This is a genomic window from Chromohalobacter beijerinckii, from assembly GCF_023061185.1.
Classification (GTDB): domain Bacteria; phylum Pseudomonadota; class Gammaproteobacteria; order Pseudomonadales; family Halomonadaceae; genus Chromohalobacter; species Chromohalobacter beijerinckii.
This window is the reverse complement of the sequence record NZ_JAKGAK010000003.1, coordinates 191,171-216,759: the sequence shown is the minus strand read 5'-3', so window position 1 is coordinate 216,759 and position 25,589 is coordinate 191,171. Positions and strand designations below refer to the sequence as shown.

Here is a 25,589-nt window from a genome sequence, read left to right as displayed (position 1 = left end):
CACGCGTTGTCCAGCCGACATTCTCTTGAGGAAAGCCATATGGCCATTGCCAACTACGCCAAGCTTCTCAGCGAAGCGCACCGCCAGCCCGATCCCCAACGCCTGCTGTTCGTCTTCGCCAGGGCCGAACTGCCCGACAATCCCGACACGCAGCAGCGCAAACGCTTCGAACAGGGTGAAGGCGGCGTGCTGACACCGGCCCTGTGCGTCGACAAGACGCTGGATGAACTGAGCGACATGGAATCGCTGGTCGTGGAATCCCGACTCACTGGCGTGGCCTGGGACATCGTCTTTGTCGCCGCCCTGGCCGGTGACGGCACGAACCCGCCGACCAGCGAAGAGGCCGAACGCCCCCTTCAGCGTATGGTCGAAGCCTTGCAGATGGGCAGCATCGATAACTTCCTGGCGTTCGACCGCCGTGGCGATGCCGTCGATATTCAGTAATCCGACAGAGGTCTATGCTGGATGCAGCGACTCCACTAATCCTCGCAATGGAGGGCCAACATGGCTAAACGTTTCAAGGTAGGCGATCGCGTCCGCTGGAACTCGGAGGCGGGCCATGTCAGCGGTCGGGTCATCCGTGTCCACACCCGCGATACCGAATACAAGGGACATAGGCGTCATGCCAGCGAGGACGAACCGCAGTACGAGATCAAGAGCGACAAGACCGATCACATCGCCATGCACAAGGACTCGGCACTGTGCAAGATCGACGAGTAACGGTTCTTCTTACGAAACTCCATGATTGACCGCCCACACCGCCGCCTCCACCCGCGAACGCAGGCCGAGTTTCTTGAGCAGATTCTTGACGTGAACTTTCACCGTGCCCTCGGTGATATCGAGCCGCCGCGCGATCATCTTGTTGCTCATGCCGCGGGCCAGCGTCCGCAGGATATCCAGTTCGCGCGAGGTGAGCGACGACAACGCATCGGCGGGTGCGGCGCGGCCGCCGCTGACGATGCCCGCCAGGATGGCGGCGAGCTGTGGGCTGATCACCAGCTTGCCCTCGGCGGCCTCCTTGATACGCGCCAGCAGGTCCTCGGGCTCCATGTCCTTGAGCAGGTAGCCGTCGGCACCGGCACGCAGCGCGGCGACCACATCGTCGTCGGCATCGGACACCGTGAGCATCACCAGGCGCGTATCGACGCCATTGCTGCGAATCTGACGCAGGGCCTCCAGCCCATCCATCCTGGCCATGTTCAGATCCATCAGGATCAGGTCAAGCTCGAGCGTGCCGGCGGCCTCGACGGCTTCGGCGCCGTTGGATGCCTCGCCGGCGATGGTCATGTCCGGATCCATCTCGACCAGCTGGCGCACGCCGCGCCGGAACAGCGGATGGTCGTCGACGATCAGGATGCGTGTTTCGCTCATTGAGCTCCTCCCAGCAGATTGACCGATTCGCTCCCGGCGGTGACCTGCGGGATAAAACGCAGTACCACTTCCGTTCCGCCCTCGGCGCGATTGTGCATTTCGAGTGCGCCGCCCAGGCCGGTGGCACGCTCGTCCATGATCGTGGTGCCATAGTGGTTGAGCCGCACGTGCTGCTCGGGCAAGCCCACCCCGTCGTCGCGGATAGACACCCTGACCTGCCCCGAGTCGGTGGTCTGCAAGTGAATATCGCAGTTTTCGGCCCTGGCGTGATGAACCACGTTGGAGAGCGCCTCGCGCACGATCTGCAGCACATGAATCTCCTCGTTGGGGGTCAGCGGACAGTGCCGCAGCTCGTATTCGAGCAGGATTTTCAGCTCAGTGCGCTGGGCGAATTCACGCACCGTCTCGTTGAGCGCGGCCTCGAGCCCCGGCTCGGTCATCTTCAGGCGGAAGGTATTGAGCAGCTCGCGCAGCTGCCGGTAGGCCGAGTTCAGTCCCTCGCGCAGTTCGTCGATGACCGCATCCTGATCGGCTGACGAATTCTGCTGACGAATCAGCATCTGCAGGCGCGCCACCTGGATCTTCAGATACGAGAGCGACTGGGCCAACGAGTCGTGCAGCTCCCGGGCGATCACCGCACGTTCGTCCATCAACGCCAGACGACGCTGCTCGTCGTTGTTCTGAGCCAGCGAGAGCGCCGTGGCAATCAGTCCCGCCACAGTCTCGACCAGGTCCATCTGCCAGCGCAGCGGAGGGGCCCCCGCCGGGTGCTGCATCAACAACACGCCATAGCGGCGGTCGGACTCGCTGACCACCACCGGGCGTACCCGCGGCGGCACCCGATCGCCACTCAGGCAGGGGCCGCAGTCCGGCGCCCGGCAGAAATCGGGGCGATCGCCCAGTTGGGTGGAAATACGCTGATAGGCACGTTCGGCCTCGCCCTGCGACAGGCACAGGGTAATCGGGCCGAGCCCCGTGACCCCTTCCAGACGATTGAGCACGTCGCGGAAGTCCTCGCTGCCGGGGGTCGAGCTGTTGAGCTGCCGTGCGGCCTCGTAGAGCAGCCGCAACGACTCGTTGCTGCGCTTGAGTTCGATCGTCTTGGCCTCCACCCGCTGCTCGAGTTCCGCATACATCCGCGACAGGCTTTCGTTCATCTGGTTGAGGGTGCGCGAGATCAGGCCCAGTTCATCGTTGCCCTCATAAGCCACACGCCCTGTGAAGTCGCCGTGGCGCGCCCGATTGACCACGTGGAACAGCTCACGCAGCGGAGGCATCACGTCATTGACCAGTTTGTACATGGTCCCCAGCACCAGAATCAGGGTCAGGAACAGAACGATGCCCTGAAGCAGATGCAGCATTCGGATTCGCGACTCGGCGCCCTGCTGCAACTGGCCGACCAGGCGATCCACCTCACCGACGAATTCGGCGGTCTGGTCAACCAGAGCCCGGGAGGGGCGTGACTCGGCGGCCAGCAGGGCCGGGCGCAGCATGTCCTGCCACATCTCGGTCACGCTGGCGTAGCGCTGGGTCAGAGGATGCTGCGGATCGTCGGGAATCAATCCGGTAATGACCGGGCTGGTCAGGTCGGCATCGAAGCGCTCGATCCGCTGGCGCAGCACCTCGCCATCCACTGGGGCCTGCAGGTGCGTGCTCAGCAGACGGTAGGCCTGCATGCGCAGGGTGCCAGCCTGGTTGATGGCCGCGGCGTCGCCACTGGCGGTCTCGGCGATCATGATCGACCCGAGCATGCTGGTCAGGGCGAGAACGACGATCCCCGCCATGGCGAGGCCGGCCCGGAAGATCAGCGAACGGGTGAGGGATTGGGACATGCGCGCTCCAGACGGGACTACCACCTATGCCTCGCTACCGCTTCAGCGGACCTCAGCGTGACCCCATGCTTGTTAAAAATGCTTATAAAACAAAACGATGAATAAAAATATCTGGCTACCTCTTAGGGGGTAGCCACGCTAGCCTACCCCGCCCGCCCCATGAGCTCCCTTGATTCGCGTCAACAACGGTCGAGTGCACCGTGCCTATGGTGGCCTCAGGTTCCAGCGGGAGGGCTCGCGATGGCAAGCCAACAAGTCAAGCATATTATCCGTTCTCGTCCTGAATCCCACTCGATCATTTCTTTCGTGTCAGGAAGGCTATCATGAAGAATCTGGAAGGCGTAACGAGGCCCGATCAGTATCGGGCACTGTCGCTGAGCACTGTAGCGTTCACCGTGTGCTTTGCGGTGTGGACGATTTTTTCGATTATCGGCGTGAGGATCAAGCAGGATCTCGGCCTCAGCGAGACGGAGTTCGGCATCCTGGTCGCAACCCCTGTGCTGACCGGCTCCATCAGCCGGATCTTCCTCGGTATCTGGACCGAACAACTCGGCGGCCGCCGGGTGTTCAGCATCCTCATGCTCGTAACCTCGGTGTGCGTATTCCTGCTCTCCTATGTGGAGACCTACTGGATGTTCCTGATCGCCGCGCTCGGTGTGGGTCTGGCCGGCGGGTCGTTCATCGTAGGGATTGCCTACACCTCCTACTGGTTCGAGGAAGAGCGCCAAGGCACCGCACTGGGGATCTTCGGCGCCGGTAACGTGGGCGCGGCGATCACCAATTTCGGTGCCCCGTTTCTGCTGATCGCCCTCGGCTGGGAGCACACGGCGGTGATCTACGCCGTGGTCCTGGCGATCATGGCGGTGGTTTTCTGGGTATTCACCAAGGAAGACCCGATGACGATGGCCCGTCGCCGTGCCGGCGCACATGGCACCTCCGCACTCACCCAACTCGAGCCTTTGCGTCACCCCCAGGTATGGCGCTTCGCGCTCTACTACTTCTTCGTGTTTGGCGGCTTCGTCGCCCTCGCCTCCTACCTGCCGCGCTACTACGTCGGCGCTTACGACGTGAGCATCGCGGTCGCCGGCACTCTCACGGCGCTGTATTCGCTGCCGGCAAGCGTGTTCCGGGCCTTTGGCGGCTACCTCTCCGATCGTTTCGGTGCCCGCGCGGTAATGTATCTGACCTTCATTGTCTCGCTGGTGTGCCTGTTCCTGCTCGCCTACCCGGAGACTCGATACGCCGTTCAGGGCAAGGAAGGCCTGATCGAGTTCAGCCTGGCGATGCCTCTGTGGGGCGTGGTGGTGCTCACGGTGCTGCTCGGCTTCTTCATGTCCCTGGGCAAGGCGGCCGTCTACAAGCACATCCCCGTCTACTACCCGAATCACGTCGGCTCCGTCGGAGGCCTGGTGGGCATGATCGGCGGCCTGGGTGGCTTTTTCCTGCCCATTACCTTCGGAATCGTACTCGACCTCACGGGCGTGTGGACCACCTCCTACATGGTGATGTTCGTGCTCGTCGCCGTTTCCCTGGTCTGGATGCACATGGCGATCCGGCGCATGGAGCGCCGGCGCATCCCCGAGCTCTCGGAGGAGGGCTATCGATACCTGCCGGAAGTCCAGGAATCGACGGGCGGAAACCGTCGGAAGACCGGGGAGACGGATGCCCGAACCTAACCACGAAAACGGTGCAACCGGAGCGCTGGGCCCCGGTCGCCAAGAGCAACTATCAGGAGATAACGAGCATGTCCATGGACAACACGCTACACAAAGGTGAGCAGTCGCGGGTACTCACCGACTGGCGACCCGAGGACACCGAGTTCTGGGGGAGCATCGGCAAGTCCATTGCCACCCGCAACCTGTGGATCTCCATTTTCTGTCTGCTGCTGGCCTTCTGCGTATGGATGGTCTGGTCGGTGGTGGTCGCCAAACTGCCCCAAGTGGGTTTCGACTACACCTCCAACCAGTTGTTCTGGCTGGCCGCGCTACCAGGTTTGTCCGGCGCCACACTGCGCATCTTCTACAGTTTCATGGTGCCAATCGTCGGCGGCCGACGCTTTACCGCGCTGTCGACCGCTTCGCTGGCGCTGCCGGCGCTGTGGATCGGCTTTGCGGTGCAGAACCCGGATACCCCCTATCTGGTGATGCTGATCGTGGCACTGCTGTGCGGCTTCGGCGGCGGCAATTTCGCCTCCAGCATGGCCAACATCTCGTTTTTCTACCCCAAGCGCGAGAAAGGCAATGCCCTGGCGCTCAATGCCGGCCTGGGCAACCTGGGGGTCAGCGTCATGCAGTTCGTGGTGCCGCTGGTGATCACCGCCGGGGTCTTCGGGGCGCTGGGCGGCGAGCCGCAGATGCTGGGGGATAGCCAGCGCCTGTGGTTGCAGAACGCCGGCTTCATCTGGGTGCCGTTCATCCTGCTCGGCGCCGCGGCCGCCTGGTTCGGCATGAACGACATCGCCAGCGCGCGCTCCTCGTTCAAGGATCAGTCGGTCATCTTCAAGCGCAAGCACAACTGGCTGATGTGCATGCTCTATACCGGCACATTCGGCAGTTTCATCGGCTATTCCGCCGGCTTTCCGCTGCTGGCATCCAATCAGTTCCCCGAGGTCGACGTACTCAAGTTCGCCTTCTTGGGGCCGCTGGTGGGGGCGCTGTCGCGTGCCGGCACCGGCTGGGTCTCGGACCGCTTCGGCGGTGCCCGGGTCACGCTGTGGGTGTTCGCGGGGATGATCATTTGTGTCGCCGGGGTACTGTTCTTCCTCGGCATCAAGGACCAGCCGGGCGCGTTCTGGGGCTTCTTCGCCATGTTCCTGCTGCTGTTCTTCTTTACCGGAGTAGGCAACGCCAGCACCTTCCAGATGATTCCCGAGATCTTCCGCCAGGAGGTGGCGCGCCTGATGCCGAACCTCGATAGCGCGGCACAACGTCAGCAGGGCGACAAGGAATCCGCGGCAACCATCGGCTTTACCTCGGCGATCGCCGCCTACGGTGCCTTCTTCATTCCCAAGACCTTCGGCAGCTCCATCGCATTGACCGGCGGTGCGGAATCGGCACTCTACGGCTTCATCGTCTTCTATGCGCTGTGCATGGGCCTGACCTGGTTCTATTACACCCGTAGGAATGCCGAGACACCCTGCTGATACCGCCCTGATCGCACGACTGGAAAGAGAGCCGGCAATAGCCGGCTCTCTTCATTGTTGCCCGTCGTAGGTCTTCCGGCGCCCCTACCCCCAAAGAGCCTGCCTCTTTTCGCGGCTACCTCCTAAGGCATAATCCGAGCAAAAAAACATATTTTAAAACAATTGCTTGCCAACGCCGGCGCGACTACCCCCAAGGGAGTACACGGCGCCTCGGCACCGGGCGGTGGACCCGGCGACTTGATTCGAGTCAAAAACCTCCCTCACCGAAAGGACCAAAGTGGCTGACGAAACAACGCTTCAACGGGTCCAGGGACATCGAGCAGCGGCTTGCACCGGCGGACACCGCCCGGCCCTGATGCACGCTGCCGACTGGTTGAAGACACAACTACTGCGGAGACCGTGATATGAAAATTCGCTCGCAGGTGGGCATGGTCCTCAACCTCGACAAGTGTATCGGCTGCCACACCTGCTCGGTGACCTGCAAGAACGTCTGGACCAGCCGCGAGGGGGTCGAGTACGCCTGGTTCAACAATGTCGAGACCAAGCCCGGCATCGGCTACCCGAAGGAGTGGGAGAACCAGCAGAAGTGGAAAGGCGGCTGGCTGCGCAACAGGAACGGCTCCATCCAGCCGCGCATCGGCGGTCGCTACCGGGTACTGGCCAAGCTGTTCGCCAACCCCGACCTGCCCGAGATCGACGACTACTACGAGCCGTTCGACTTCGACTACCAGCACCTGCATCAGGCCGGCGAAGGCAAGCACCAGCCCGTGGCGCGCCCGCGCAGCGCCATCACCGGGCAGCGCATGAACAAGATCGAATGGGGGCCCAACTGGGAAGAGATCCTCGGCACCGAGTTTTCCAAGCGCCGCAAGGACAAGAACTTCGAGCAGGTCCAGGCCGACATCTACGGCCAGTTCGAGAACACCTTCATGATGTACCTGCCGCGCCTGTGCGAGCACTGCCTCAACCCGACGTGCGTGGCGTCGTGCCCGAGTGGCGCGATCTACAAGCGCGAGGAAGACGGCATCGTGCTGATCGACCAAGACAAGTGCCGCGGCTGGCGCATGTGCATCTCCGGCTGCCCCTACAAGAAGATCTATTACAACTGGAAGACCGGCAAGTCCGAGAAGTGCATCTTCTGCTACCCGCGCATCGAGTCCGGCATGCCGACGGTCTGCTCCGAGACCTGCGTGGGCCGCATCCGCTATCTCGGCGTGTTGCTGTACGACGCCGACCGTATCCAGGAAGTAGCGTCTTCCCCCGACGAGCGCGACCTCTACCACCGCCAGCGCGAGATCTTCCTCGACCCGAACGACCCCGAGGTGATCGCCCAGGCCAAACGTGACGGCATTCCAGAGAACGTGATCAAGGCCGCCCAGGCCTCGCCGGTCTATAAGCTGGCCATGGACTGGGGCCTGGCGCTGCCGCTGCATCCGGAGTACCGCACCCTGCCGATGGTGTGGTACGTGCCGCCGCTGTCGCCGATCCAGTCCGCCGCCGAGGCCGGACACATCGAAAGCGACGGCGTGCTGCCCGACATCGAGTCGCTGCGCATCCCGGTACGCTATCTCGCCAACCTGCTCACCGCCGGGGAGGAAGAGCCCGTGGTGCTCGCCCTCAAGCGCCTGATGGCGATGCGTCTGTACAAACGTGCCCAGCAGGTTGACGGCCACAGGGCCGAGGAGGTGCTCGACGCCGTGGGCCTGACCGAAGCCCAGGTCGAGGAGATGTACCGCTACCTGGCCATCGCCAATTACGAAGACCGCTTCGTGATCCCCACCAGCCATCGCGAGCAGGCCCGAGATGCCTTCCCCGAACGCGGCGGCTGCGGCTTCTCGTTCGGCAATGGCTGCCATGGCGGCGACAGCGATGCCAGCCTGTTCGGCGCGCGCAGGCAAACCACCATGCTGGTCAAGCCAATGACCCACCCGGATGACGAACCCACGGCTCTGGCCACGACAGAGGCCGTCAACCACTACACGCCGACACCGGCCCCGAAACGCCCCGCGCCGGAGGAAGAGTCCAATGCGTAGCCTGATCGTACTTGCCCGTCTGCTCGACTACCCCACCGAGGAATTGCAGCGGGCCGCCACCGAGATGCAGAACGTCATCGCCGACGAAGCCCACCTGAGCCATCCCCAGCGCGCCGCGCTGCATGGCTGGATCGGGCGTATCGCGACCAGCGACCTGCTCGATCTGCAGGCCGACTACGTGGCGCTGTTCGACAAGGGCCGGTCGACCTCGCTGCTGCTGTTCGAGCACGTCCACGGCGAATCCCGCGACCGTGGCCAGGCCATGGTCGACCTGCTCGAACAGTACCGCCAGGCCGGCTTCGAGCTCAGCGCTCGCGAACTACCGGACTACCTGCCGGTGTTCCTCGAGTACCTGTCGGCCCGCGACGAGGCCGACATCGCCCAGCAGCTGAGCGATATCGCCCATATCCTGGCGCTGCTCGCCGCCCGCCTGCGGGAACGCGAGTCCGACCATGCACTAGTGCCCACCGCGCTGCTGGCCATGGTCGGCGCCGATACCGCCATCGACGAGCACGCCGAGGCGGTCAGCAAGGAAGCGCGCGACGACACCCCCGCCGCCCTCGACGCGGTGTGGGAAGAGGAAGCCGTGCGCTTCAACGCCGCCTCCGACGAGGATTGTGCCCTGCAGTCCGCCACCGGCCGTCGCCAGGCGGAACTCAAGCGCCAGTCCCAGGCCGAGATGCCGATCCGCATCGTACCGCCCGTCGTCGACGCCACTTTAGGTCACTGAGTCAGGAGTCTGCCGTCATGAACTATCTCAATGAACTGCTGTTCGGCCTGTATCCCTACGTGGCGGGCACCATTTTCCTGGCCGGCGCCCTGCTGCGCTTCGATCATGGCCAGTACACCTGGAAGACCGGCTCCAGCCAGATGCTTTCCAAGCGCCAGATGCGCCTGGCCAGCAACCTGTTCCACGTCGGTATCCTGGTGATCTTCTTCGGCCACCTGGTCGGCCTGCTCACCCCGCACTGGGTCTACGCCCCGTTCATCAGCGCCGGCAGCAAGCAGATCATCGCCATCGTCGTCGGCGGCATCGCCGGGCTGATGTGCCTGACCGGCGGTGCCATGCTGCTGCATCGCCGCCTGACCAACCCGCGTGTGCGGGCCACCTCCAGCCGTGCCGACATCGTGATCCTGGCGCTGCTGGTCGCCCAGGTGTCGCTGGGGCTGTTGACCATCATCCCGGCGATGGGGCATCTGGATGGTGGCGCGATGCTGGAGCTGGCCGAGTGGGCGCAGTCCATCGTGTTCTTCAAGGGTGGCGCCGCCGAGCATCTGGCCGAGATCGGGCTGGTCTACAAGCTGCACATCCTGCTCGGCCTGACCATCGTGCTGGTGTTCCCGTTCACCCGTCTGGTGCACGTGTGGAGCGCGCCGCTGGGCTACATTGGTCGCCGTTATCAAATCGTGCGTCGTAAAGCATGAATGAGGGCAATCCCATGCAACTGATTTCACTCGAAACCCTGCCCGACAACGCGCAGACCATGGCGATCCCGCCGGTGTGGGTTGGCGACGTGAACATCCCCACCGACGAGATCGCCCGGGAGATGCAGTACCATCAGGCCGACTCCGTGGAAGAAGCCCAATTGCAGGCGGCGCGCGCCCTGGTCGTGCGCGAGCTGCTGCGCCAGCGCTGCGACGAGCTGGGCTGGGACGTCGAGGATGGCGAAGAGGCGGCCCTGGCCGCCCTGCTGGACGCGGAACTAGAGGTACCCGAGCCCGCCGAAACCGACTGTCAACGCTACTTCGAGGCCAACGCCGAGCGCTTCAGCGAACCGCTGCGCCTGGCGGTACGCCATATTCTGCTGGCCGCCGCCCCGGACGATGCCGAGGCCCGCGATCGTCAGTACCGTCTGGGCCGGACGCTCATCGCCGAGTTGCAGTCGATGCCCGAGCGTTTCATCGAGTTCGCCCAGCGCCACTCCGCCTGCCCGTCGAAGGACGACGGCGGCGAGCTGGGCTGGCTGACGCCGGGGCAGACCGTGGCCGAGCTGGACCGCGCCCTGCAACGTCTGCCCGAAGGATTGCACGACCGGCCGCTGGCCTCGCGCTATGGCTGGCATGTGGTCAGCGTCGACCAGCGCGACGGTGGCCGTGCCCTGCCTTACGCCAAAGCCGCCGAGCGGGTCCGACATACCCTGCGCGAACAGGCCACACGCCGCGCGCTGCGTCACTACCTGCTGGCGCTGGAAGCGCGCCTGGGCGTGAGCGGCGTTGCATTGGACGACGAGAGTACCGGCGCACTGATGCAGTAAGTCATTCACAGATGCGCTCCGTAATTTCATATTGCCGCCACCCACGGGTGGACGAGGAGGATTCCATGGCCCACATTCACGCCGATGCGCCCTTCGTGCCGCTCAACATCGCGGTGCTGACAGTCTCGGACACCCGTGGCTTCGACCGCGACGGCAGCGGCGACCTGCTCTGCGCACGCCTCATCGCGGCCGGCCACTGGCTGGGCGAGCGGCGCATCGTGCCGGACGACATCTACCGTATCCGCGCGGTGGTTTCCGAGTGGATCGCCCGCGACGACATCCATGCCGTGCTGGTCAATGGCGGCACCGGCTTCACGCCACGCGACACCACCCCCGAGACGCTTGCGCCGCTGTTCGACAAGGCCATCGACGGCTTCGGCGAGCTGTTCCGGCAGATATCCCATGGCGATATCGGCGCCTCGACGATCCAGTCCCGGGCCATCGGCGGGGTGGCCAACCACACCCTGGTGTTCGCCCTGCCGGGCTCGCCCAAGGCCTGTGCCACCGCCTGGGACGGCATCCTCGCCTCGCAGCTCGACGCCCGCACCCGGCCCTGCAATTTCGTCGCCATGGTTCGCCCCGATGCCACGCCCTGTGTCAGTCGGCAACCCGCCACAACGCCAGTGGCCGCGGAGCGCGTCGAGGAGAAGCCGGCATGAGTTGCGTCAGCTGCGCTACCCTCACTCCCGGCCTTCTCGATCTGGAAGACGCCCGCCGACGCCTGCTGGCCGCCGCGCATCCACCGGTAGCGCGTGAACGCTGCCCGCGCAATGCCGCGCTGGGGCGCATCCTCGCCGCGCCGATCAGTGCCCGCCTAGCCATGCCCGGCGCCGACAACAGCGCCATGGATGGCTATGCGCTGCGCATTGCCGATCTCGCAGCCCCTCACGACGGTCTGCCGGTGCTCCAGCGCATTCCGGCGGGCTGCGCGCCGGCCCCACTTGGCGAGGGCGGCTGTGCACGCATCTTCACCGGCGCGCCGCTCCCGGCCGGCGCCGACTGCGTCGTCCCGCAGGAACGCTGCCACATCGATGATTGGGGCCGCGTGCATGTCCAGGGCGAAGCACTACCCGGCGCCAATATCCGCCAACGCGGCGAAGAGTGCCTCGCAGGCGCGCCGCTGTTGCCCGCCGGCCAGCGCCTCGACGCCGCCGGCCTGGCATTGCTGGCCAGCCAGGGCATCGTCGAGGTCGAAGTCTTCGCCCGCCTCAGGGTGGCGCTGCTCTCCACCGGCGACGAGCTGGTCGAGCCGGGCACGCCCCTGGCCTCGGGCCAGCTCTACAACAGCAACCGCGTCATGCTCGACGCCCTGCTCCAGCAGCAGGACTGCACCGTCGTCGACCTGGGCATCGTTGCCGATACCGCCGCCGCGCTGCGCGAGGCACTATGCCAGGCGCGTGACCGTGCCGACGTGGTGATCTGTACCGGTGGCGTCTCGGCCGGCGAGGAGGACCACGTTCGCCCGGTGCTCGCCGAGCTCGGCGAGCTGATTTTCCACGGTGTTGCGATGAAGCCCGGCAAGCCCTTCGCCTTCGGCCGTCTCCATGGGGCCGACGGCAACGTGCCGCTGCTCGGTCTGCCCGGCAACCCGGTCGCGGCACTGGTGACCTGGCAGGTGCTGGGACAGGCCTTCGTGCAGGCCTGCCAGGGCCGGCATCCACGCCCGCTTCAGCAGTTTTCCGTCAAGGCGGGTTTCAGCCGTCGCGCCACCCACGGGCGCCGCGAGTTGCTGCGCGTCGTTCTCGATCATGCCGAACTCGAACCCATAGCCCAGCTGGCCGGCGGCCAGGGGTCGGCCATGCTCGGCGCGGCCTGCCAGGCGGACGGCTATCTCATGGTGCCCGGCGACACGCCGGTGATGGAAGGAAACGACTATGCATTCCTGCCCGTTGCACAATTCGCCATCTGACGCCGTGCGGCTGTTGCGTGCCACCGACGACGGCCACCTGGAACGATCCGCTGCGTCGAGCGCGGCGGCACGCTGGGCGAGTTGAGTCTGATCTCGCAGCAGACCACGTACCTCTATCCCGCCGAGGCGCTGCGCCGTACCCACGTCCTGGCGATCGGCGTTAGCCGTTGCTGGGACAGCCTGAACCATGAAGACTGCCGTGGCCTCGTCGAGCGCCATCAGTCATCCTCGACCAAAGCAAACTATGTTCGATGCACGACTAGGTGCCTAGGCTATGTGTCATTATCCGCCGCCCAAAGCCTGAGGGCCGGCTCGGAGCACCATTACTGACAGGCCTCACAGCAACGCGACGATCACCGCTCCCACCGTGCCGCCTGTGAGGATCAGCGCCAGCAGCGCCCAAAGGCCATCGTTGGCCATCAGCGACAAGCCGAACATCATCAAGGCAAGCCCCGCGCCATTGGCCGAGAAAGGCACCACTTCCATCAGTGGCATGGCCAAGGCAATGAGAAAGCAGAAAAGCGCCACGAGATAGGTACCGGCACGTTGGGTCAGCCACGTCAGACGCGGTTTCAACAAGCGGTCGATGGCCCGGGCCGGCTTACGCATCCAGGCCACCGCCTTGTCCAGCTTGGCTCGGGAAACCGAGCGCTTCAAAAGCCATTGCGGCAACCAGAACGTGCGGCGTCCAAGCAGCAGTTGGCCCGCCACCAATAGCACCAACAGCGCCATGAGCGTGGGCACGCCCGGGATATCGCCCACCAGCGGCAATAGCGTGATCACCCCGGGCACCAGCAGCAAGGAGCCAAACGACCCCTGCCCCACCGCCGTCAGCATATCGCCAAGCTGGACACGTTCATCGTCGCGCCGGGGCGCCTGCCCGATCCGCTCGAGCAAGTGAGCCAATCCCGCGAGTTCCTGATGTTCCCTTTCCGACATGCACGCGCCCTACCTTTCATGAACCGAGCTTGCAGCCTAGCAGGCCCGGTCCCCCATGCCGACATGCAGCAGACAAGTCCGTACTGGCCCTGGCGGTACGCACCCGAGACGCCGAAAGCACGAAGTGCGCAATTTCGTTCAAGCCCGCTCCCTCGTGACGCGCTAAAGTGGCGTTGTCATGGCACGACCGGGACGTAAGGAGGACACCACATGCAATCCACGAGTCGTTTCCGGTTCATGAAAAGCCGGCATGTGGCACGCATCACTGCATTGCATGCCACGATGAACGACTTCCAGTACGACCGCCATGCGCATGAAGAATATGCACTGGGTGTCACACTGGCGGGACGTCAGGATTTCTTCAGCAACGGTGAATTTCACCGCAGCCCACCAGGTAGCGTGATCACCCTGCATCCCGATGAGGTGCATGACGGCCACGCCGGGGGCGGCGACGCCCTCGATTATGTCATGCTCTATATTCACCCCGACGAGCTCGACCCGCTCATTGCCAATGCCATCGGCGTGCAAGACCTGCAGGCCACTCGCCTGGCCCCCACCCTCATGAAAGATGTCCCCTTGCGCGACGAGATCATCGCCCTGTCACGCATGATCGAGGAACAGGAGACGAGTCAGATCGAGCAAGAATATGCTCTGTATCGCATTGCGGCTCACCTGGCTGAGCGCGCCGGAAATTTTGCCCCAAACGAGCGGGCCAGGCGGCCGGACTCGCTGCTCGAAAGGGCGAAGGACTTCATTCATGAAAATGCCAGATACGATATCAGCCTGGATGACATCAGCCATTCCGCCAACATTTCCAAGTATCACTTCCTGAGAACGTTCAGGACACAGTACGGAATTACGCCGCACCAATATGTATTGAACTGCAGGGTCAATGCCGCCCGGCGCCACCTCGAAAACGGCGAGAGTGTCATGGAGGCTGCCTTATGCTGTGGCTTTTCTGACCTCAGTCATTTCAATCGCCGTTTCAAGCGTATTTACGGCATGACACCACGACAATACCAAGCCCATATTTTTACCTAGCAAGACAGGAAACCCTCATGCTCGCGATGCTCGCCTATGCCATAAGCGTGATGTACACGCCCGGGCCGGTGAACCTGCTTGGCCTGAATGCCGGAATCAACGGGCAAGCCAAGGAATCGACAGGATTTTTCATCGGAGTCGGCACAGCGATGTGGCTGATGCTTCTACTGTTTGGCTGGCTGGGAGGCGTGTTCATCCAGGGAAAGGCACTCCTGATCATCAGTGCGCTCGGCACGTTTTACATTCTTTACCTGTCGATCAAGATAGCCAGATCCACTCCTCACAGGAACGATGTGGATGCGGTATCGCGTCCCTTGCGCTTCAAGGAAGGGTTGTTAATGCAATTACTCAACCCTAAAGGCATCGTCGCCACGCTACCCATCGCGACCATCCAGCTACCCGCAATGCATATAGAAGGGCCAGGCCTCGTCATGGTGGCGCTACTCATCGGCGTGCTGGCAACTGGCGCACCTGGAAGCTACGCATTACTGGGTAGCGTGATGGGAAAAGCCATTCGTGATCACTCCTTATTGCGGCTCATCAATATCATCCTGGCGCTTCTTTTGGCTCTGACGGGCTTGGTTATCGGGTATGAATACGTCGCCTTACCGCTTATCGATTCATAGCATTTCCCTGCCGTTCTCAAGCCTCAATGTCGGAACGCGGCGATGGGGCCGGGGTGCTCGTATTACACCCTCTCCGGCGTCAACTGCTGGCGATGCAGCATGTTGCCGGCGGCGTCCATCAGGCTCACGGTCAATGTCTCGCTGTCGCCGTCGAGGTCGACTTGGCCGAAGAATTGATAGCCCCGTGACGGCGGCAGGTTCGACTCGCCTTCGGGCGGTGCCTTTTGGAAGATCACTTCGGGACCGAAGGTCGTATCCAGCTCGCCAGGGCCGAAGGTGCCAGCATGCAGCGGACCGCTGACGAATTCCCAGAAAGGCGCGAATTCCTGGAAACTGGCCCGCTCCGGCGAATAGTGATGCGCCGCCGTGTAGTGCACGTCCGCCGTCAGCCACACCACGTTCTTGATCTTGTCGTCGCGGATCGCCCGCAACAGCCTGGCGATCTCCAGCTCACGTCCCAAGGGGGCACCCGAATCACCATTGGCGATGGCCTCGTACGCATCGCCATCGCTGACCACCAGGCCGATGGGCATGTCCGAAGCGATGACTTTCCATGTCGCTGTGGACTCTTTCAGAGAACGGCGTAGCCAGTCGAACTGATCCTCCCCCAGAAAGGCCGTCTGCGCGGTGCTCTCGGTCTGGCGATTGCGGCTGTTGGCGCCACGATAGGTGCGCATGTCGAGCATGAACACCTCCAGCGAGGGCCCATACGCAAAGCGCCGATGAATACGTCCCGGCGCGGTAGGGCGCTGGCGCACCGGCGTATGCTCGAGAAAGGCCTGACGTCCGCGTGCCGCCAACAGCGATACGTTCTTTTCCGTGTAGCGCTCATCCTCGAGCCACTCGCCGGGGTACCAGTTGTTGGTCGTCTCGTGATCGTCCCATTGCGCGAGCATGGGCACCTCGGCATTGAAGCGCCGCAGGTTGGCATCAAGCAGGTTGTAACTGTGCTGGCCACGATACTCGTCCAGCGTTTCCGCCACTTTCTGCTTGGCCGGGGTGACCACGTTGCGCCAGGTTTCGCCATTGGCGAGCGTCACGCTCTCTTCCAGAGGGCCGTCGGCGTAGACGGTATCGCCGGAGTGGATGAAGAAATCCGGACGCTGGCGACGCATGGTGTCGTAAATCGTCATGCCGCCACGCGATTCGTCGATGCCCCAGCCTTGCCCGACCGTATCGCCGGACCACACGAAGCGTACGTCTCGCGACTGGGACGGCGGCAGGCGTAGACGTCCCTCGACCGGCTCGCTCAGAGCACGCGGATCATCCAGAGCGGCAAAGCGCACGCGGTAGTGCAGCATATCGATGTCGCCGAGCCCCACGACATCCAGTTTGCCGGCCAGGCCACCGCTCGGCAGCACCTCGGGGCCGCGCACCTGACGCGCGCCATGGAAGGCGGGATTGTCAGCCAGTTCGACGAGCATCCGCGCGGGGCGATCGCTGCGCGACCAGAGCATCGCCCGGTCACTCAGCATGTCGCCGCTCATCACCCCCGAGGTCACCTGCGGGCGACGTGACTCGGCCAGCACGATCGACGGCGCCACCGATACGGCGCCTAACGCCGCGCCAGCCTTGACGCCCCATCCCAATACATCGCGGCGGGAATATCGCATCGCCAACTCTCCACTGAGTGTCCATTATTCACTCAGCATCTCAAGAGGGCATGACGACGACATGGCAGCCCCATGACGATTGAGTGGCACGCCACGAGGCACGTTCCAGACGAGACCTAGACCGCGCCAGAACGCACTCTGTTTAGGCTTCCAACCGCCTCAGGGCGTAATCGGCAATCGCCGTATCCTGCACGCCGGTGCCGGTGAGATCGCAGACGGTGATGCTGGCACTCGAAAGGCGTAGCGTCAGCCCTCGGTCGATTACTTGGCCAAGTTCGAAGACCTTGAACGGCACGTTGGCCGCCGCTTCGCCGGATTTGACGAAGGCCTTGAGCTCACCGTTGTGCTCGCTTTGCGCGCGGGTATCACAGACGAAGGCATCGGCGCGGGTCATCACGCTATCGTCAAGCTCGCGCTTGTCCGGGCTGTCGGAGCCCATCGCCGTGACATGAACGCCTTCGGGGAGATCGGCGGCCTCGAGAATCGGCTGTTGCGAAGGTGTCGCGGTGACGATGATATCCGCCTCACGACACGCCGCATGGACATCGTCGTGAACATTGACCGTCAGGTCACGCTGCCGCAACCGCTCGGCATAAGACTCGGCGGCCTCACGCCGACGCGCCCAGACATCGACGGTCTCGATATCATGCACCAGACGCAAGGCATCGATCTGCAATTCAGCCTGTTCGCCGGCGCCGAGGACCGTCACGCGACGGCTGTTTTCACGCGCCAGATACTTGGCGGAAAGCGCTCCCGCGAGCGCCGTGCGTACCGCCGTCAGATAGCCTTCGTCGAAGAGCACGGCATCTACCAGCCCGGTGCGGGCCGAGAACATCATCATCAGCCCGTTGAGGCTGGGCAACCCCTGCTTGGGATTGTCGAAGAACCCCGAGCTCACCTTGATGGCGAAGCGCTCGAAACCGCGAATGTGAGCGGTTTTGACGTCGACCTCGCCATTGGACTCTTCGATGGCCATCGACAGGATCGGCGGCTGCACGGCCTCGCCACGCCCCAGGGCCGCGAATCCCGACTCGATGACGGTCAAGGCCTCCCTGTCCAGTTGAACGGCGGCTTCGATGGCTTCGCGTTGATGGAGCTGCATGACGTCCTCCAGACGGAAGAGAAAAGAATGAAGAAGGGAAGTAACAAGAAGGGGGAAGTATCAGGCTCCCGCCAACGCCCGAGCGCGGTCAAACGTTTCCAATGCCACACCGTTGCCGGAGACGATCAATGCCACGCGCTGGCCACGAATGTCGAGATCATGTTCGTCGAGCGCCGCTAGCCCCACGGCCGCCGCCCCCTCGACCAGCATCTTCTCGGCGTCGAGCAAGTCGATCATGGCACGGGCGATGGCAGGTTCCGAGACCTGGAAATGATCATCCATTACCTTGCGCACCAGCGCGAAGGTACAGCGATTGTCCAATCCGATGCCGCCACCCAGCGAGTCACCGAGACTCTCGACTTCCGCCACGTTGACCGGATGCCCGGCCTGGAGGCTTTCCCACATCGCCGCGCCTTGGGAAAGACTGATCCCGGTCACCCGCGTCGCAGGACGAATCGCCTTTACCGCCGCGCCGATGCCTCCCAGCAGGCCGCCGCCAGAAAGCCCGACGAGGACCCGATCGAGCGCGGGTTGATCCTCCATCAGCTCGAGGCCGATGGTGCCCTGCCCGCTCACGATCAGCGGATCGTCGAAAGGCGGAATCGCCGTCATGCCCGAGGCCACCAGACGCTCGACCTCGTCGAAGGCGTCGTCCTGACTCTCCCCGACACGCCGCACCTCGGCGCCCAAGGCCTCGATGGCCGCGGCCTTGTTGTCGGGCACCAGCCGCGACAGACAGATGACAGCGGGAATCCCCAGTTGATACGCGGCGTGGGCGACGGCACGGCCATGATTGCCTGTCGAGGCCGTGGTTACGCCACGCGCCAACGCTTGGCGTCCGTCGCGTTCGATCAGCGCGGCAATCATGTTGGTCGCACCGCGCAACTTGAACGCCCCCGTGGGCTGACGGGTTTCCAGCTTGAGGAATACCTCGGACTCGAAACGTTGCGATAGCGCCTGCGACCGAATCAGCGGCGTTCGCGCCACCTGCCCTCGCAGGCGCGCACGAGCGTGGTAGATCGACGCTAAATTGATATCAGACTGGAGATCGGCCATGTGCCCTCGCGCAACGTTCGCAGGTACCCCTCATCACAGTAGGCAAGGCGCTCTCAGGCTTTCAAGTCCCCCGAACGAGACAATTCGTCGGTCACCTTGTCGACGGCGCGCTTGGCGCGAGCGACGATGTCATCGACCTCATCGCGAGTCGTCACCAACGGCGGCGCGAAGCCGAGAATGTCACCTTGCGGCATGGCGCGTGCGATCAGGTTTTCGCTCAACGCGGCGGCACTTACGCGCGGGCCGACCTTGAGCGCGGGGTCGAAGAACGCACGCTTGGCCGGATTGGGCGAGAATTCCAGCGCCGCCAACATGCCCACACCACGCACGTTCCCCACCAGCGGATGCTCGCCGAATGTCTGCTGCATTTGCCGCTGCAAATAAGCGCCGGTCTCGGCGGCATTGGCGGTCAGCCCTTCGCGCTCGATGATGGCCAGGTTAGCGAGCCCTGCAGCACAACCCAGCGCATGGCCTGAATAGGTCCAGCCGTGGCCGATGGGGCCGTATTCACCGGCGCCCTGCTCCAGCACCTGCCACACGCGATCGCCGACGATGACGCCTGACAATGGTTGATAGGCGCTGGTCAGGCCCTTGGCGATGGTGATCAGGTCGGGCTTGATGGCGTAGTGATGACTACCAAAATCGGTACCGATGCGTCCGAAGCCGCACACCACTTCATCGGCGATCAGCAGCACGTCATACTTGCTCAAGACCGCCTGGATCGCTTCCCAATAGCCCTCGGGCGGCGGCACGATACCGCCGGTTCCCAGCACCGGTTCGCCGATGAAAGCCGCCACGGTGTCCGGGCCTTCGGCCAGAATCATCTCCTCGAGCCTGGCCGCGCAATGCTGGGAAAACTCGCGCTCGCTCATGCCCTCCTGCTCGGCGCCACGGTGATAATAGTAAGGCGCTTCGGTATGCAGGATGCCGTCGATGGGCAGGTCGAAATGATCGTGAAACGCCTTGAGGCCGGTCAGCGAGCCTGAGGCGATGCCGGAACCGTGATATCCGCGCTGCCGCGAGATCACTTTCTTCTTTTGCGGCCGTCCAAGGACGTTGTTGTAATAGCGCACGATCTTGAGTTGCGTCTCGTTGGCATCGGAACCCGACATGCCATAGTAAACCTTGGACATGCCCGGCCCGGCCAGCTCGAGAATCTTCTCGGAAAGCTGGATCTGCGGCTCGTTCGAATGGCCGACATAGGTATGGTAATAGGCCAGCTCCAGCGCCTGCTGATAGATCGCCTCGGCGACTTCGGTACGCCCATAACCGATATTGACGCAATAAAGACCGGCGAAACCGTCGATGAACTCGCGGCCGTCCTTGTCGACGATATTGATGCCCTGGCCGCCGGTGACTACACGCCCCGGTACATCGCCGTGCGCGAAATCGCGTAGATGCGTGGACGCATGGAAAGTGACCTTGCGATCGCGATCGACCAGGTCTTGGTGCTGACTCATGTCTGGCTCCTAAAAAATGATCGTAAATAACAGAGTGGGGGCACAAAACTAGAGAGCTCTGCGAGCGACGGCCTGACCAGGCGGGCCCGACGGAGAACAGCGGAGTTTACTGGCCGTAAATGAGCATGTTCGATGTCGGGCCCAACGCCGTCAGGCCGAGCGCAGCTAGCTCCCGGAAAAGCTAGCTCCCAGAGACAGAACCCAAGGCACCCAGACAATAAAACTTCGTCTCCAGATATTCCTCGATGCCGGCAGTGCCGCCCTCACGCCCGAGGCCGGACTGCTTGACGCCGCCGAAGGGTACCGGCGGACCGGTCATCTTCACCGAGTTGATCGCCACCATGCCGTACTCCAGGGCACGCAGAAGCTTCCATATGCGGCGGATGTCGTGGGTATAGACATAGGCCGCCAAGCCATACTCGGTATCGTTGGCCAGCTTGATGACCTCATCGTCATCCTTGTAAGCGGTGACTCCCGCCACCGGCGAGAAGCTCTCCTCACGCCAGGACTTCATGTAGGGCGTCACACCGGTGAGCAAGGTGGGCATGAAGAAATTGGGTCCCGGTGCCATGGATTGATCGCCATGCACCAGCGTCGCGCCGCGCGAAATGGCATCGTCGACAATGCTCGCCGCCTTCTCCACCGCCTGCTGATGAATCAGCGGGCCGATATCGATATTGGTCACCAGGCCATTGCCGACCTTGAGTGTTTCCATGCAGGCGACGAACTGCTCGATGAACTCGTCATGGATCGACTCGTGCACCAGGATCCGGTTGGCGGCCAGGCAATCTTGCCCACCGGTCTGGAACTTGGCGGCGACTGCGGCACGCGCGGCCTCGGCGGGATCCATGTCGGGGCCGACGATGAACGGCGCATTGCCGCCCAGTTCCAGCGAGACGCGCTTGACGCTATTGGCGGACTGCTCCAGCAATAACCGCCCAACGCGGGTGGAGCCGGTGAACGACAGCGCCTTGACGCGCTCTTCTTCGCACAGCAGCTTGGACACCTCGGCGGGCTCACCCAACACCACGTTGAAGACCCCGGCAGGAATTTCGGCACGTTCGGCGAGTTCCGCCAGCGCCAGGGCCGAGAACGGCGTCTCGCCGGCCGGCTTGACGATGACCGTGCAGCCGGCGGCCAGCGCGGCTCCGGCCTTGCGCGTGATCATCGCCAGCGGGAAGTTCCAGGGCGTGATCAATGCGGCCACCCCCACCGGCTCCTTGAGCGTCCCCAGAGCGGCGTTGGGGATATGACTGGGAATGGTCTGCCCGAAGGTACGCTTACCTTCCTCGGCGAACCATTTGATGAAGCTGGCGCCATATTCGATCTCGCCGCGTGAGTCGGGCAACGGCTTGCCCTGCTCGCGCGTCATGATGACCGCCAGATCTTCGCGATGCTCGATCAGCAGGTCATACCACGCCTGAAGACGCTCGGCACGCTCATCGGCACGCAGCGCCCGCCACTGAGCAAAGGCAGCATCCGCGGCATCTACCGCCTCCCGCAATTGCGGAGCCTCGAGCCAGGGAATGTGACCCAGCACTTCACCCGTGGCGGGATCGACGACCGCTTCTTCGCGACCGCCGTCGCCATGAGTCCATTTACCGTCGATATAAGCGTACTGACGCAATAGACGCGGATCGTTGAGTTTCATGCGCTACTTCTCCCAAAAACGAACCGGGCCTGAGTTGACTAGCATCGGCCCGGATAGGTCGTGGCGGACGACGTTCATCCGATGCCCACAGGGTAAAGCAGCACAAGGCGGGAGAGTTTTTGTCTGATGGGGTGATCGACACCGGTTTTTTTCGAGTCACGCTCCAGGAAGGGCGTTTTTTTCTGCGTCGCATTTTTTACGCCCCACCGCCGCAAGCAGGGGCGGCATCGGGGCGATTCGCTCAGATATCGTGGCGCGGTAGTAAATGCAGCTTACGCAGGCGTGCGTGGGCATCCAGATACTCTTCGGCGGGCACCGCACGATACGCATCCTCACGGGCGACATGCTTGACCAGCACGCGGCGCTCACCAGCGATGCAGCCGTTCCCTTTGCCATGCAGGGTCACGACCACATCGGAATCGCTTTCCAGCGTCGCCTGGCAGCGCCCTTCGCTGTCGCTTGCTTGACGCACCACGACGGTTTCGCCCAACAGCCAGCGCGGAGAGGCCCGACGCGAATGATGAAAACGCCGCGCCAAGCCGTGGCAGGCAGCAACGCTCGGTGACGACGCCAGCGCGAAAGCCGCCCAGATAGCCAGAAAGCCCAGCGGCAGACGTAGCAGCCCCAGCGGCAACCATTGCAGCACCAAACTTAGAGCGAACGCGATAGGCGTAGCGGTGACGATCAAGGCACTCAGCGCGAATGACGCTGGCACCCCTGCAAAGCCCAGGGAAATCAAGGTACTGGCGAGATGATCGTCACGCAGGCTGTCATGGTCGAAGCACGAGACGCGTATGACGCGCAGCCCGGCCAACAACCAGTAAATTGCCACTAGTGCCAGCAAGATGAGAAAGAAGGCGAAAGGAAACCCCAATGCAGTCTGGATGAACAGTTCCATGACAGCACCTCCCGGGCGATCCCGTTAAGTTGAGCGGCGTGCCCCCGGTTATAAGAGGGGCATTAATAGCGTCGTCCGAATATTTTGTGTAGTCCAACTTATGTGGCGACGCTTATGTAGTATTTAATAGCATAGCGCCGCAACACCGGTCATGCGTCACAACTTTGGTCGTACGACACGTATCACCAACGCATCAAACGATTCGCTGACTCGGCTCCAGGCGTATCGCGACCGCCTTGGAAGTGGGCGTATCAGTGCCCACGCCGACGCTTTCCAACGGCACCAACGCATTGGTTTCGGGATAATAGGCGGCGGCGCACCCTTCGGGAGTTTCGTAGGCGACGACCCTGAATGCCGGGGCGCGACGGGGCTCACCCTCGTGATCGAGCCCCACCAGATCGACCCACTGGTCGCTTTCGAGCCCCAGTCGCGTGAGGTCGGCGGGATTGACGAACACCACCCGCCGCTGGCCCTTGACGCCTCGGTAACGGTCGTCGTAACCGTAAACGGTAGTGTTGTACTGATCGTGGCTGCGCAGCGTCTGCAGTGTCAGCCAGCCGTCATCGCGGCGTGCGTGCAGGCGCTGGTGCATCACCGCTTCGGGCAGCGGCGCGGCACAGAACGTGGCCCGACCGGATGATGTATTGAAGCGGCGTTGGCTGGCGGCGTTTTCCAACCAGAAGCCACCTGCCTGCCCCAGACGCGCATTGAAGTCCTCGAAACCGGGAATGACTGCCTCGATCTCGTCGCGAATGCGGTCGTAGTTCGCCACCAAGGCGTCCCAATCGACGACGTCGGGCGCCACTCCGCGCCTTGGCAACACCCGTGTCAGCGTGGCCTTGGCGATACCTGCAACGATCGCGGGCTCTGAACGCAGCCACTCGGAAGCCGGCTCCTGAATGCCGGCACTGCCGTGCACCATCGACATCGAATCCTCGACGCTGACCTGCTGCGACGCGCCCGCCTCGCCTTGGCGATCGATCTCGGTACGGCCCAGGCACGGCAGGATCAGCGCATCGCCACCGGTAATCAGATGGCTACGATTGAGTTTGGTGCTGATCTGCACATTGAGCCCAAGGCGTCGGAAGGCGCGCTCGGTGCGCTGACTGTCCGGCGTGGCCCGGGTGAAGTTGCCGCCCAGCCCAATGAAGACATCGGCCTCACCCAGCTCCAGCGCGCGAATGGCACCCACGGTGTTATAACCCGGCGCACGCGGCATGGTGACACCGCTTTTTCCATAACGCGCCTCTAGAGCATCGATCAGCCGCGCGGGCGCCTTCTCGTCGATGCCCATGGTGCGGTCACCCTGCACGTTGGAGTGTCCGCGCACCGGGCAAGCCCCTGCACCGGGGCGCCCGATGTGGCCACCCAGCAGTAGCAAGTTGACCAGCTCGCGAACGGTATCCACCGAATGCTCGTGCTGGGTAATGCCCATCGCCCAAGTGATGATCATGCGCTCGGCACGAGCGACGATATCCGCCACTTCCTCGATCTGAGTGCGCGCCAGTCCAGCCTGGTCCTCGATGTCCGCCCACGGCGTGGCCTCGACCTGAGTCCGCCACTGCTCATAGCCGGCAGTGTGCGACTCGATGAAGGCGCGATCCGGCGTAAAGTCTCCCTGGGCCTCGAGCGCGAACAATGCCTTGGCGATACCGCGCGCCGCCGCCATGTCGCCCCCCATCTTGGGCTGATAGTAATGCGAGGAGATGCGATGGCTGCCCTGGGTGAGCATTTCGCGCTTGTTCTGGGGATCGGCGAACCGTTCCAGACCACGCTCCTTGAGCGGGTTGAAGCTGACGATACGCGCGCCCCGCTCCGCCGCACGGCGTAGATCGCCGAGCATCCGTGGATGATTGGTGCCGGGGTTCTGGCCGAAGACCAAGATGGTATCGGCATGTTCGAAATCTTCCAGTTGGACAGTACCTTTACCCACGCCCAGGCTGGCATCCATGCCCACGCCACTGGCCTCGTGGCACATGTTCGAGCAGTCCGGAAAATTGTTGGTGCCATAGAGGCGCACGAACAACTGATACAGATACGCCGCTTCGTTGCTGGCCCGCCCGGAGGTGTAGAACAGCGCACGGTTGGGATCGGGAAGTGCCGTCAAGCGTTCGGCGATCAGCGCAAACGCCGCCTCCCAGTCGATGGGGACATAGCGGTCGCTGGCCGCATCATAACTCATGGGCTCGGTGAGCCGGCCCTGATCCTCGAGGCGAAAGTCATCCCACCCGCGCAGCTCGCTCAGCGTGTGACGCTCGAAAAAGCGCCGCGTGACGCGTTTCTTGGTGCTTTCCCAAGCCACCGCCTTGACGCCGTTTTCGCAGAACTCGAACGACGAGCCGTGTAGCGGATCGCCCCACGCGCAGCCCGGACAATCGAAGCCTTGCGGCTGATTGGTGGACAGCAATGCCCGCGCTCCCTTGAACGGCGCCTTACTACGCTTGAGGTGGCGTCCCACGCTTTGCATCGCACCCCAGCCCCCGGCCGGGCCAGTGTAGGGTTCGACGCTAGGCGCGCGGGTCAGGGTTGCATCCGCCTCGGGGAGACGTTCCCCGGCTTCACTTGCGGGAGGCGCCTTGCGGTCGTCGGGTAACGGAGTCTGATGATGGGAAGCCATGACAATCTCGGTGACTTAGTGAAGAAGTGAAAGGATGACGCGAT

At 63.2% G+C, this 25,589-nt stretch carries 22 protein-coding genes; 12 read left to right on the top strand and 10 right to left on the bottom strand.

The window, feature by feature from the left end; genetic code table 11:
* Positions 1 to 39 precede the first annotated feature (39 nt).
* The gene (locus L1075_RS04575; RefSeq protein WP_246940338.1) at positions 40 to 444 is read left to right on the top strand and encodes a ribonucleotide reductase subunit alpha; all 405 of its coding nucleotides are present in this window, start codon (positions 40 to 42) and stop codon (positions 442 to 444) included.
* Between the two features lie 60 nt (positions 445 to 504).
* Positions 505 to 720: a hypervirulence associated TUDOR domain-containing protein gene (locus tag L1075_RS04570; RefSeq protein ID WP_246940336.1), complete on the top strand. Its 216-nt coding sequence runs from the start codon at positions 505 to 507 to the stop codon at positions 718 to 720.
* Positions 721 to 729: 9 nt separating this feature from the next.
* Here L1075_RS04570 and narL read toward each other — a convergent pair whose 3' ends face one another.
* Together narL and L1075_RS04560 are read right to left on the bottom strand one after the other, a co-directional pair.
* A complete protein-coding gene (gene narL / locus L1075_RS04565; RefSeq protein WP_246940333.1) occupies positions 730 to 1,371 on the bottom strand; it encodes a two-component system response regulator NarL in 642 nt (213 codons plus the stop codon).
* Positions 1,368 to 3,203 (bottom strand): type IV pili methyl-accepting chemotaxis transducer N-terminal domain-containing protein, encoded by a 1,836-nt coding sequence (locus L1075_RS04560; protein WP_246940330.1) that lies wholly within the window; start codon positions 3,201 to 3,203, stop codon positions 1,368 to 1,370. The genes narL and L1075_RS04560 overlap by 4 nt, the downstream gene beginning before the upstream one ends.
* Before the next feature lie 323 nt (positions 3,204 to 3,526).
* Here L1075_RS04560 and L1075_RS04555 point away from each other — a divergent pair, with 323 nt between their 5' ends.
* The 8 genes from L1075_RS04555 (at position 3,527) to L1075_RS04520 (ending at position 12,542) form a co-directional block, all read left to right on the top strand.
* The gene (locus L1075_RS04555) at positions 3,527 to 4,879 is read left to right on the top strand and encodes an MFS transporter (protein WP_246895594.1); all 1,353 of its coding nucleotides are present in this window, start codon (positions 3,527 to 3,529) and stop codon (positions 4,877 to 4,879) included.
* Between the two features lie 68 nt (positions 4,880 to 4,947).
* Positions 4,948 to 6,345 carry a NarK family nitrate/nitrite MFS transporter gene (locus L1075_RS04550; protein WP_246895595.1) on the top strand — a complete coding sequence of 466 codons (1,398 nt, stop codon included), beginning with the start codon at positions 4,948 to 4,950 and terminating at the stop codon, positions 6,343 to 6,345.
* Between the two features lie 404 nt (positions 6,346 to 6,749).
* Positions 6,750 to 8,378: a nitrate reductase subunit beta gene (narH, locus tag L1075_RS04545; RefSeq protein WP_246895596.1), complete on the top strand. Its 1,629-nt coding sequence runs from the start codon at positions 6,750 to 6,752 to the stop codon at positions 8,376 to 8,378.
* Positions 8,371 to 9,108, top strand: a complete 738-nt coding sequence (gene narJ, locus L1075_RS04540) for a nitrate reductase molybdenum cofactor assembly chaperone (RefSeq protein ID WP_246895597.1) — start codon at positions 8,371 to 8,373, stop codon at positions 9,106 to 9,108. Before narH ends, narJ begins: the two co-directional genes overlap by 8 nt.
* A gap of 17 nt (positions 9,109 to 9,125) precedes the next feature.
* Positions 9,126 to 9,803 carry a respiratory nitrate reductase subunit gamma gene (gene narI / locus L1075_RS04535; RefSeq protein ID WP_246895598.1) on the top strand — a complete coding sequence of 226 codons (678 nt, stop codon included), beginning with the start codon at positions 9,126 to 9,128 and terminating at the stop codon, positions 9,801 to 9,803.
* 14 nt (positions 9,804 to 9,817) lie between these two features.
* Positions 9,818 to 10,633, top strand: a complete 816-nt coding sequence (locus L1075_RS04530) for a peptidylprolyl isomerase (RefSeq protein ID WP_246940326.1) — start codon at positions 9,818 to 9,820, stop codon at positions 10,631 to 10,633.
* A 65-nt stretch (positions 10,634 to 10,698) separates the two neighbouring features.
* Positions 10,699 to 11,292, top strand: a complete 594-nt coding sequence (moaB, locus tag L1075_RS04525; RefSeq protein WP_246940322.1) for a molybdenum cofactor biosynthesis protein B — start codon at positions 10,699 to 10,701, stop codon at positions 11,290 to 11,292.
* Complete coding sequence (locus L1075_RS04520) at positions 11,289 to 12,542, top strand: molybdopterin molybdotransferase MoeA (RefSeq protein ID WP_246940319.1); 1,254 nt, start codon at positions 11,289 to 11,291, stop codon at positions 12,540 to 12,542. Before moaB ends, L1075_RS04520 begins: the two co-directional genes overlap by 4 nt.
* Positions 12,543 to 12,878: 336 nt before the next feature.
* Here L1075_RS04520 and L1075_RS04515 read toward each other — a convergent pair whose 3' ends face one another.
* The gene (locus L1075_RS04515; RefSeq protein WP_246940316.1) at positions 12,879 to 13,481 is read right to left on the bottom strand and encodes an exopolysaccharide biosynthesis protein; all 603 of its coding nucleotides are present in this window, start codon (positions 13,479 to 13,481) and stop codon (positions 12,879 to 12,881) included.
* Positions 13,482 to 13,691: 210 nt separating this feature from the next.
* Between L1075_RS04515 and L1075_RS04510 the strand changes: the two genes are divergently transcribed.
* Positions 13,692 to 14,522 (top strand): AraC family transcriptional regulator, encoded by an 831-nt coding sequence (locus tag L1075_RS04510; RefSeq protein WP_246940314.1) that lies wholly within the window; start codon positions 13,692 to 13,694, stop codon positions 14,520 to 14,522.
* Between the two features lie 17 nt (positions 14,523 to 14,539).
* Entirely contained in the window at positions 14,540 to 15,148 is a 609-nt protein-coding gene (locus tag L1075_RS04505) for a LysE family translocator (protein WP_246940311.1), read from the top strand.
* Positions 15,149 to 15,210: 62 nt separating this feature from the next.
* On the opposite strand, the gene L1075_RS04500 is transcribed toward L1075_RS04505, so the two are convergent.
* From L1075_RS04500 to L1075_RS04470, 7 genes are all read right to left on the bottom strand, one after another.
* Complete coding sequence (locus tag L1075_RS04500; protein WP_246940308.1) at positions 15,211 to 16,761, bottom strand: alkaline phosphatase D family protein; 1,551 nt, start codon at positions 16,759 to 16,761, stop codon at positions 15,211 to 15,213.
* 142 nt (positions 16,762 to 16,903) lie between these two features.
* Positions 16,904 to 17,863, bottom strand: a complete 960-nt coding sequence (locus L1075_RS04495) for a cyclodeaminase (protein ID WP_246940305.1) — start codon at positions 17,861 to 17,863, stop codon at positions 16,904 to 16,906.
* 60 nt (positions 17,864 to 17,923) lie between these two features.
* Entirely contained in the window at positions 17,924 to 18,919 is a 996-nt protein-coding gene (gene eutB / locus L1075_RS04490) for a hydroxyectoine utilization dehydratase EutB (RefSeq protein WP_246940303.1), read from the bottom strand.
* A gap of 53 nt (positions 18,920 to 18,972) precedes the next feature.
* Positions 18,973 to 20,379, bottom strand: a complete 1,407-nt coding sequence (locus tag L1075_RS04485; protein ID WP_246940300.1) for an aspartate aminotransferase family protein — start codon at positions 20,377 to 20,379, stop codon at positions 18,973 to 18,975.
* 181 nt (positions 20,380 to 20,560) lie between these two features.
* Positions 20,561 to 22,030, bottom strand: a complete 1,470-nt coding sequence (locus L1075_RS04480) for an NAD-dependent succinate-semialdehyde dehydrogenase (RefSeq protein ID WP_246940297.1) — start codon at positions 22,028 to 22,030, stop codon at positions 20,561 to 20,563.
* 241 nt (positions 22,031 to 22,271) lie between these two features.
* Positions 22,272 to 22,928, bottom strand: a complete 657-nt coding sequence (locus L1075_RS04475) for a hypothetical protein (protein WP_246940294.1) — start codon at positions 22,926 to 22,928, stop codon at positions 22,272 to 22,274.
* 193 nt (positions 22,929 to 23,121) lie between these two features.
* Positions 23,122 to 25,545, bottom strand: a complete 2,424-nt coding sequence (locus tag L1075_RS04470) for an FdhF/YdeP family oxidoreductase (protein ID WP_281504074.1) — start codon at positions 25,543 to 25,545, stop codon at positions 23,122 to 23,124.
* Between the last annotated feature and the right edge of the window lie 44 nt (positions 25,546 to 25,589).

Bases quoted from the DNA above. Each gene is read 5' to 3' on its own strand.
- L1075_RS04575 (WP_246940338.1), top strand. From the start codon at position 40: ATGGCCATTGCCAACTACGCCAAGCTTCTCAGCGAAGCGCACCGCCAG.
- L1075_RS04570 (WP_246940336.1), top strand. From the start codon at position 505: ATGGCTAAACGTTTCAAGGTAGGCGATCGCGTCCGCTGGAACTCGGAG.
- narL (WP_246940333.1), bottom strand. From the start codon at position 1,371: ATGAGCGAAACACGCATCCTGATCGTCGACGACCATCCGCTGTTCCGG.
- L1075_RS04560 (WP_246940330.1), bottom strand. From the start codon at position 3,203: ATGTCCCAATCCCTCACCCGTTCGCTGATCTTCCGGGCCGGCCTCGCC.
- L1075_RS04555 (WP_246895594.1), top strand. From the start codon at position 3,527: ATGAAGAATCTGGAAGGCGTAACGAGGCCCGATCAGTATCGGGCACTG.
- L1075_RS04550 (WP_246895595.1), top strand. From the start codon at position 4,948: ATGTCCATGGACAACACGCTACACAAAGGTGAGCAGTCGCGGGTACTC.
- narH (WP_246895596.1), top strand. From the start codon at position 6,750: ATGAAAATTCGCTCGCAGGTGGGCATGGTCCTCAACCTCGACAAGTGT.
- narJ (WP_246895597.1), top strand. From the start codon at position 8,371: ATGCGTAGCCTGATCGTACTTGCCCGTCTGCTCGACTACCCCACCGAG.
- narI (WP_246895598.1), top strand. From the start codon at position 9,126: ATGAACTATCTCAATGAACTGCTGTTCGGCCTGTATCCCTACGTGGCG.
- L1075_RS04530 (WP_246940326.1), top strand. From the start codon at position 9,818: ATGCAACTGATTTCACTCGAAACCCTGCCCGACAACGCGCAGACCATG.
- moaB (WP_246940322.1), top strand. From the start codon at position 10,699: ATGGCCCACATTCACGCCGATGCGCCCTTCGTGCCGCTCAACATCGCG.
- L1075_RS04520 (WP_246940319.1), top strand. From the start codon at position 11,289: ATGAGTTGCGTCAGCTGCGCTACCCTCACTCCCGGCCTTCTCGATCTG.
- L1075_RS04515 (WP_246940316.1), bottom strand. From the start codon at position 13,481: ATGTCGGAAAGGGAACATCAGGAACTCGCGGGATTGGCTCACTTGCTC.
- L1075_RS04510 (WP_246940314.1), top strand. From the start codon at position 13,692: ATGCAATCCACGAGTCGTTTCCGGTTCATGAAAAGCCGGCATGTGGCA.
- L1075_RS04505 (WP_246940311.1), top strand. From the start codon at position 14,540: ATGCTCGCGATGCTCGCCTATGCCATAAGCGTGATGTACACGCCCGGG.
- L1075_RS04500 (WP_246940308.1), bottom strand. From the start codon at position 16,761: ATGCGATATTCCCGCCGCGATGTATTGGGATGGGGCGTCAAGGCTGGC.
- L1075_RS04495 (WP_246940305.1), bottom strand. From the start codon at position 17,863: ATGCAGCTCCATCAACGCGAAGCCATCGAAGCCGCCGTTCAACTGGAC.
- eutB (WP_246940303.1), bottom strand. From the start codon at position 18,919: ATGGCCGATCTCCAGTCTGATATCAATTTAGCGTCGATCTACCACGCT.
- L1075_RS04485 (WP_246940300.1), bottom strand. From the start codon at position 20,379: ATGAGTCAGCACCAAGACCTGGTCGATCGCGATCGCAAGGTCACTTTC.
- L1075_RS04480 (WP_246940297.1), bottom strand. From the start codon at position 22,030: ATGAAACTCAACGATCCGCGTCTATTGCGTCAGTACGCTTATATCGAC.
- L1075_RS04475 (WP_246940294.1), bottom strand. From the start codon at position 22,928: ATGGAACTGTTCATCCAGACTGCATTGGGGTTTCCTTTCGCCTTCTTT.
- L1075_RS04470 (WP_281504074.1), bottom strand. From the start codon at position 25,545: ATGGCTTCCCATCATCAGACTCCGTTACCCGACGACCGCAAGGCGCCT.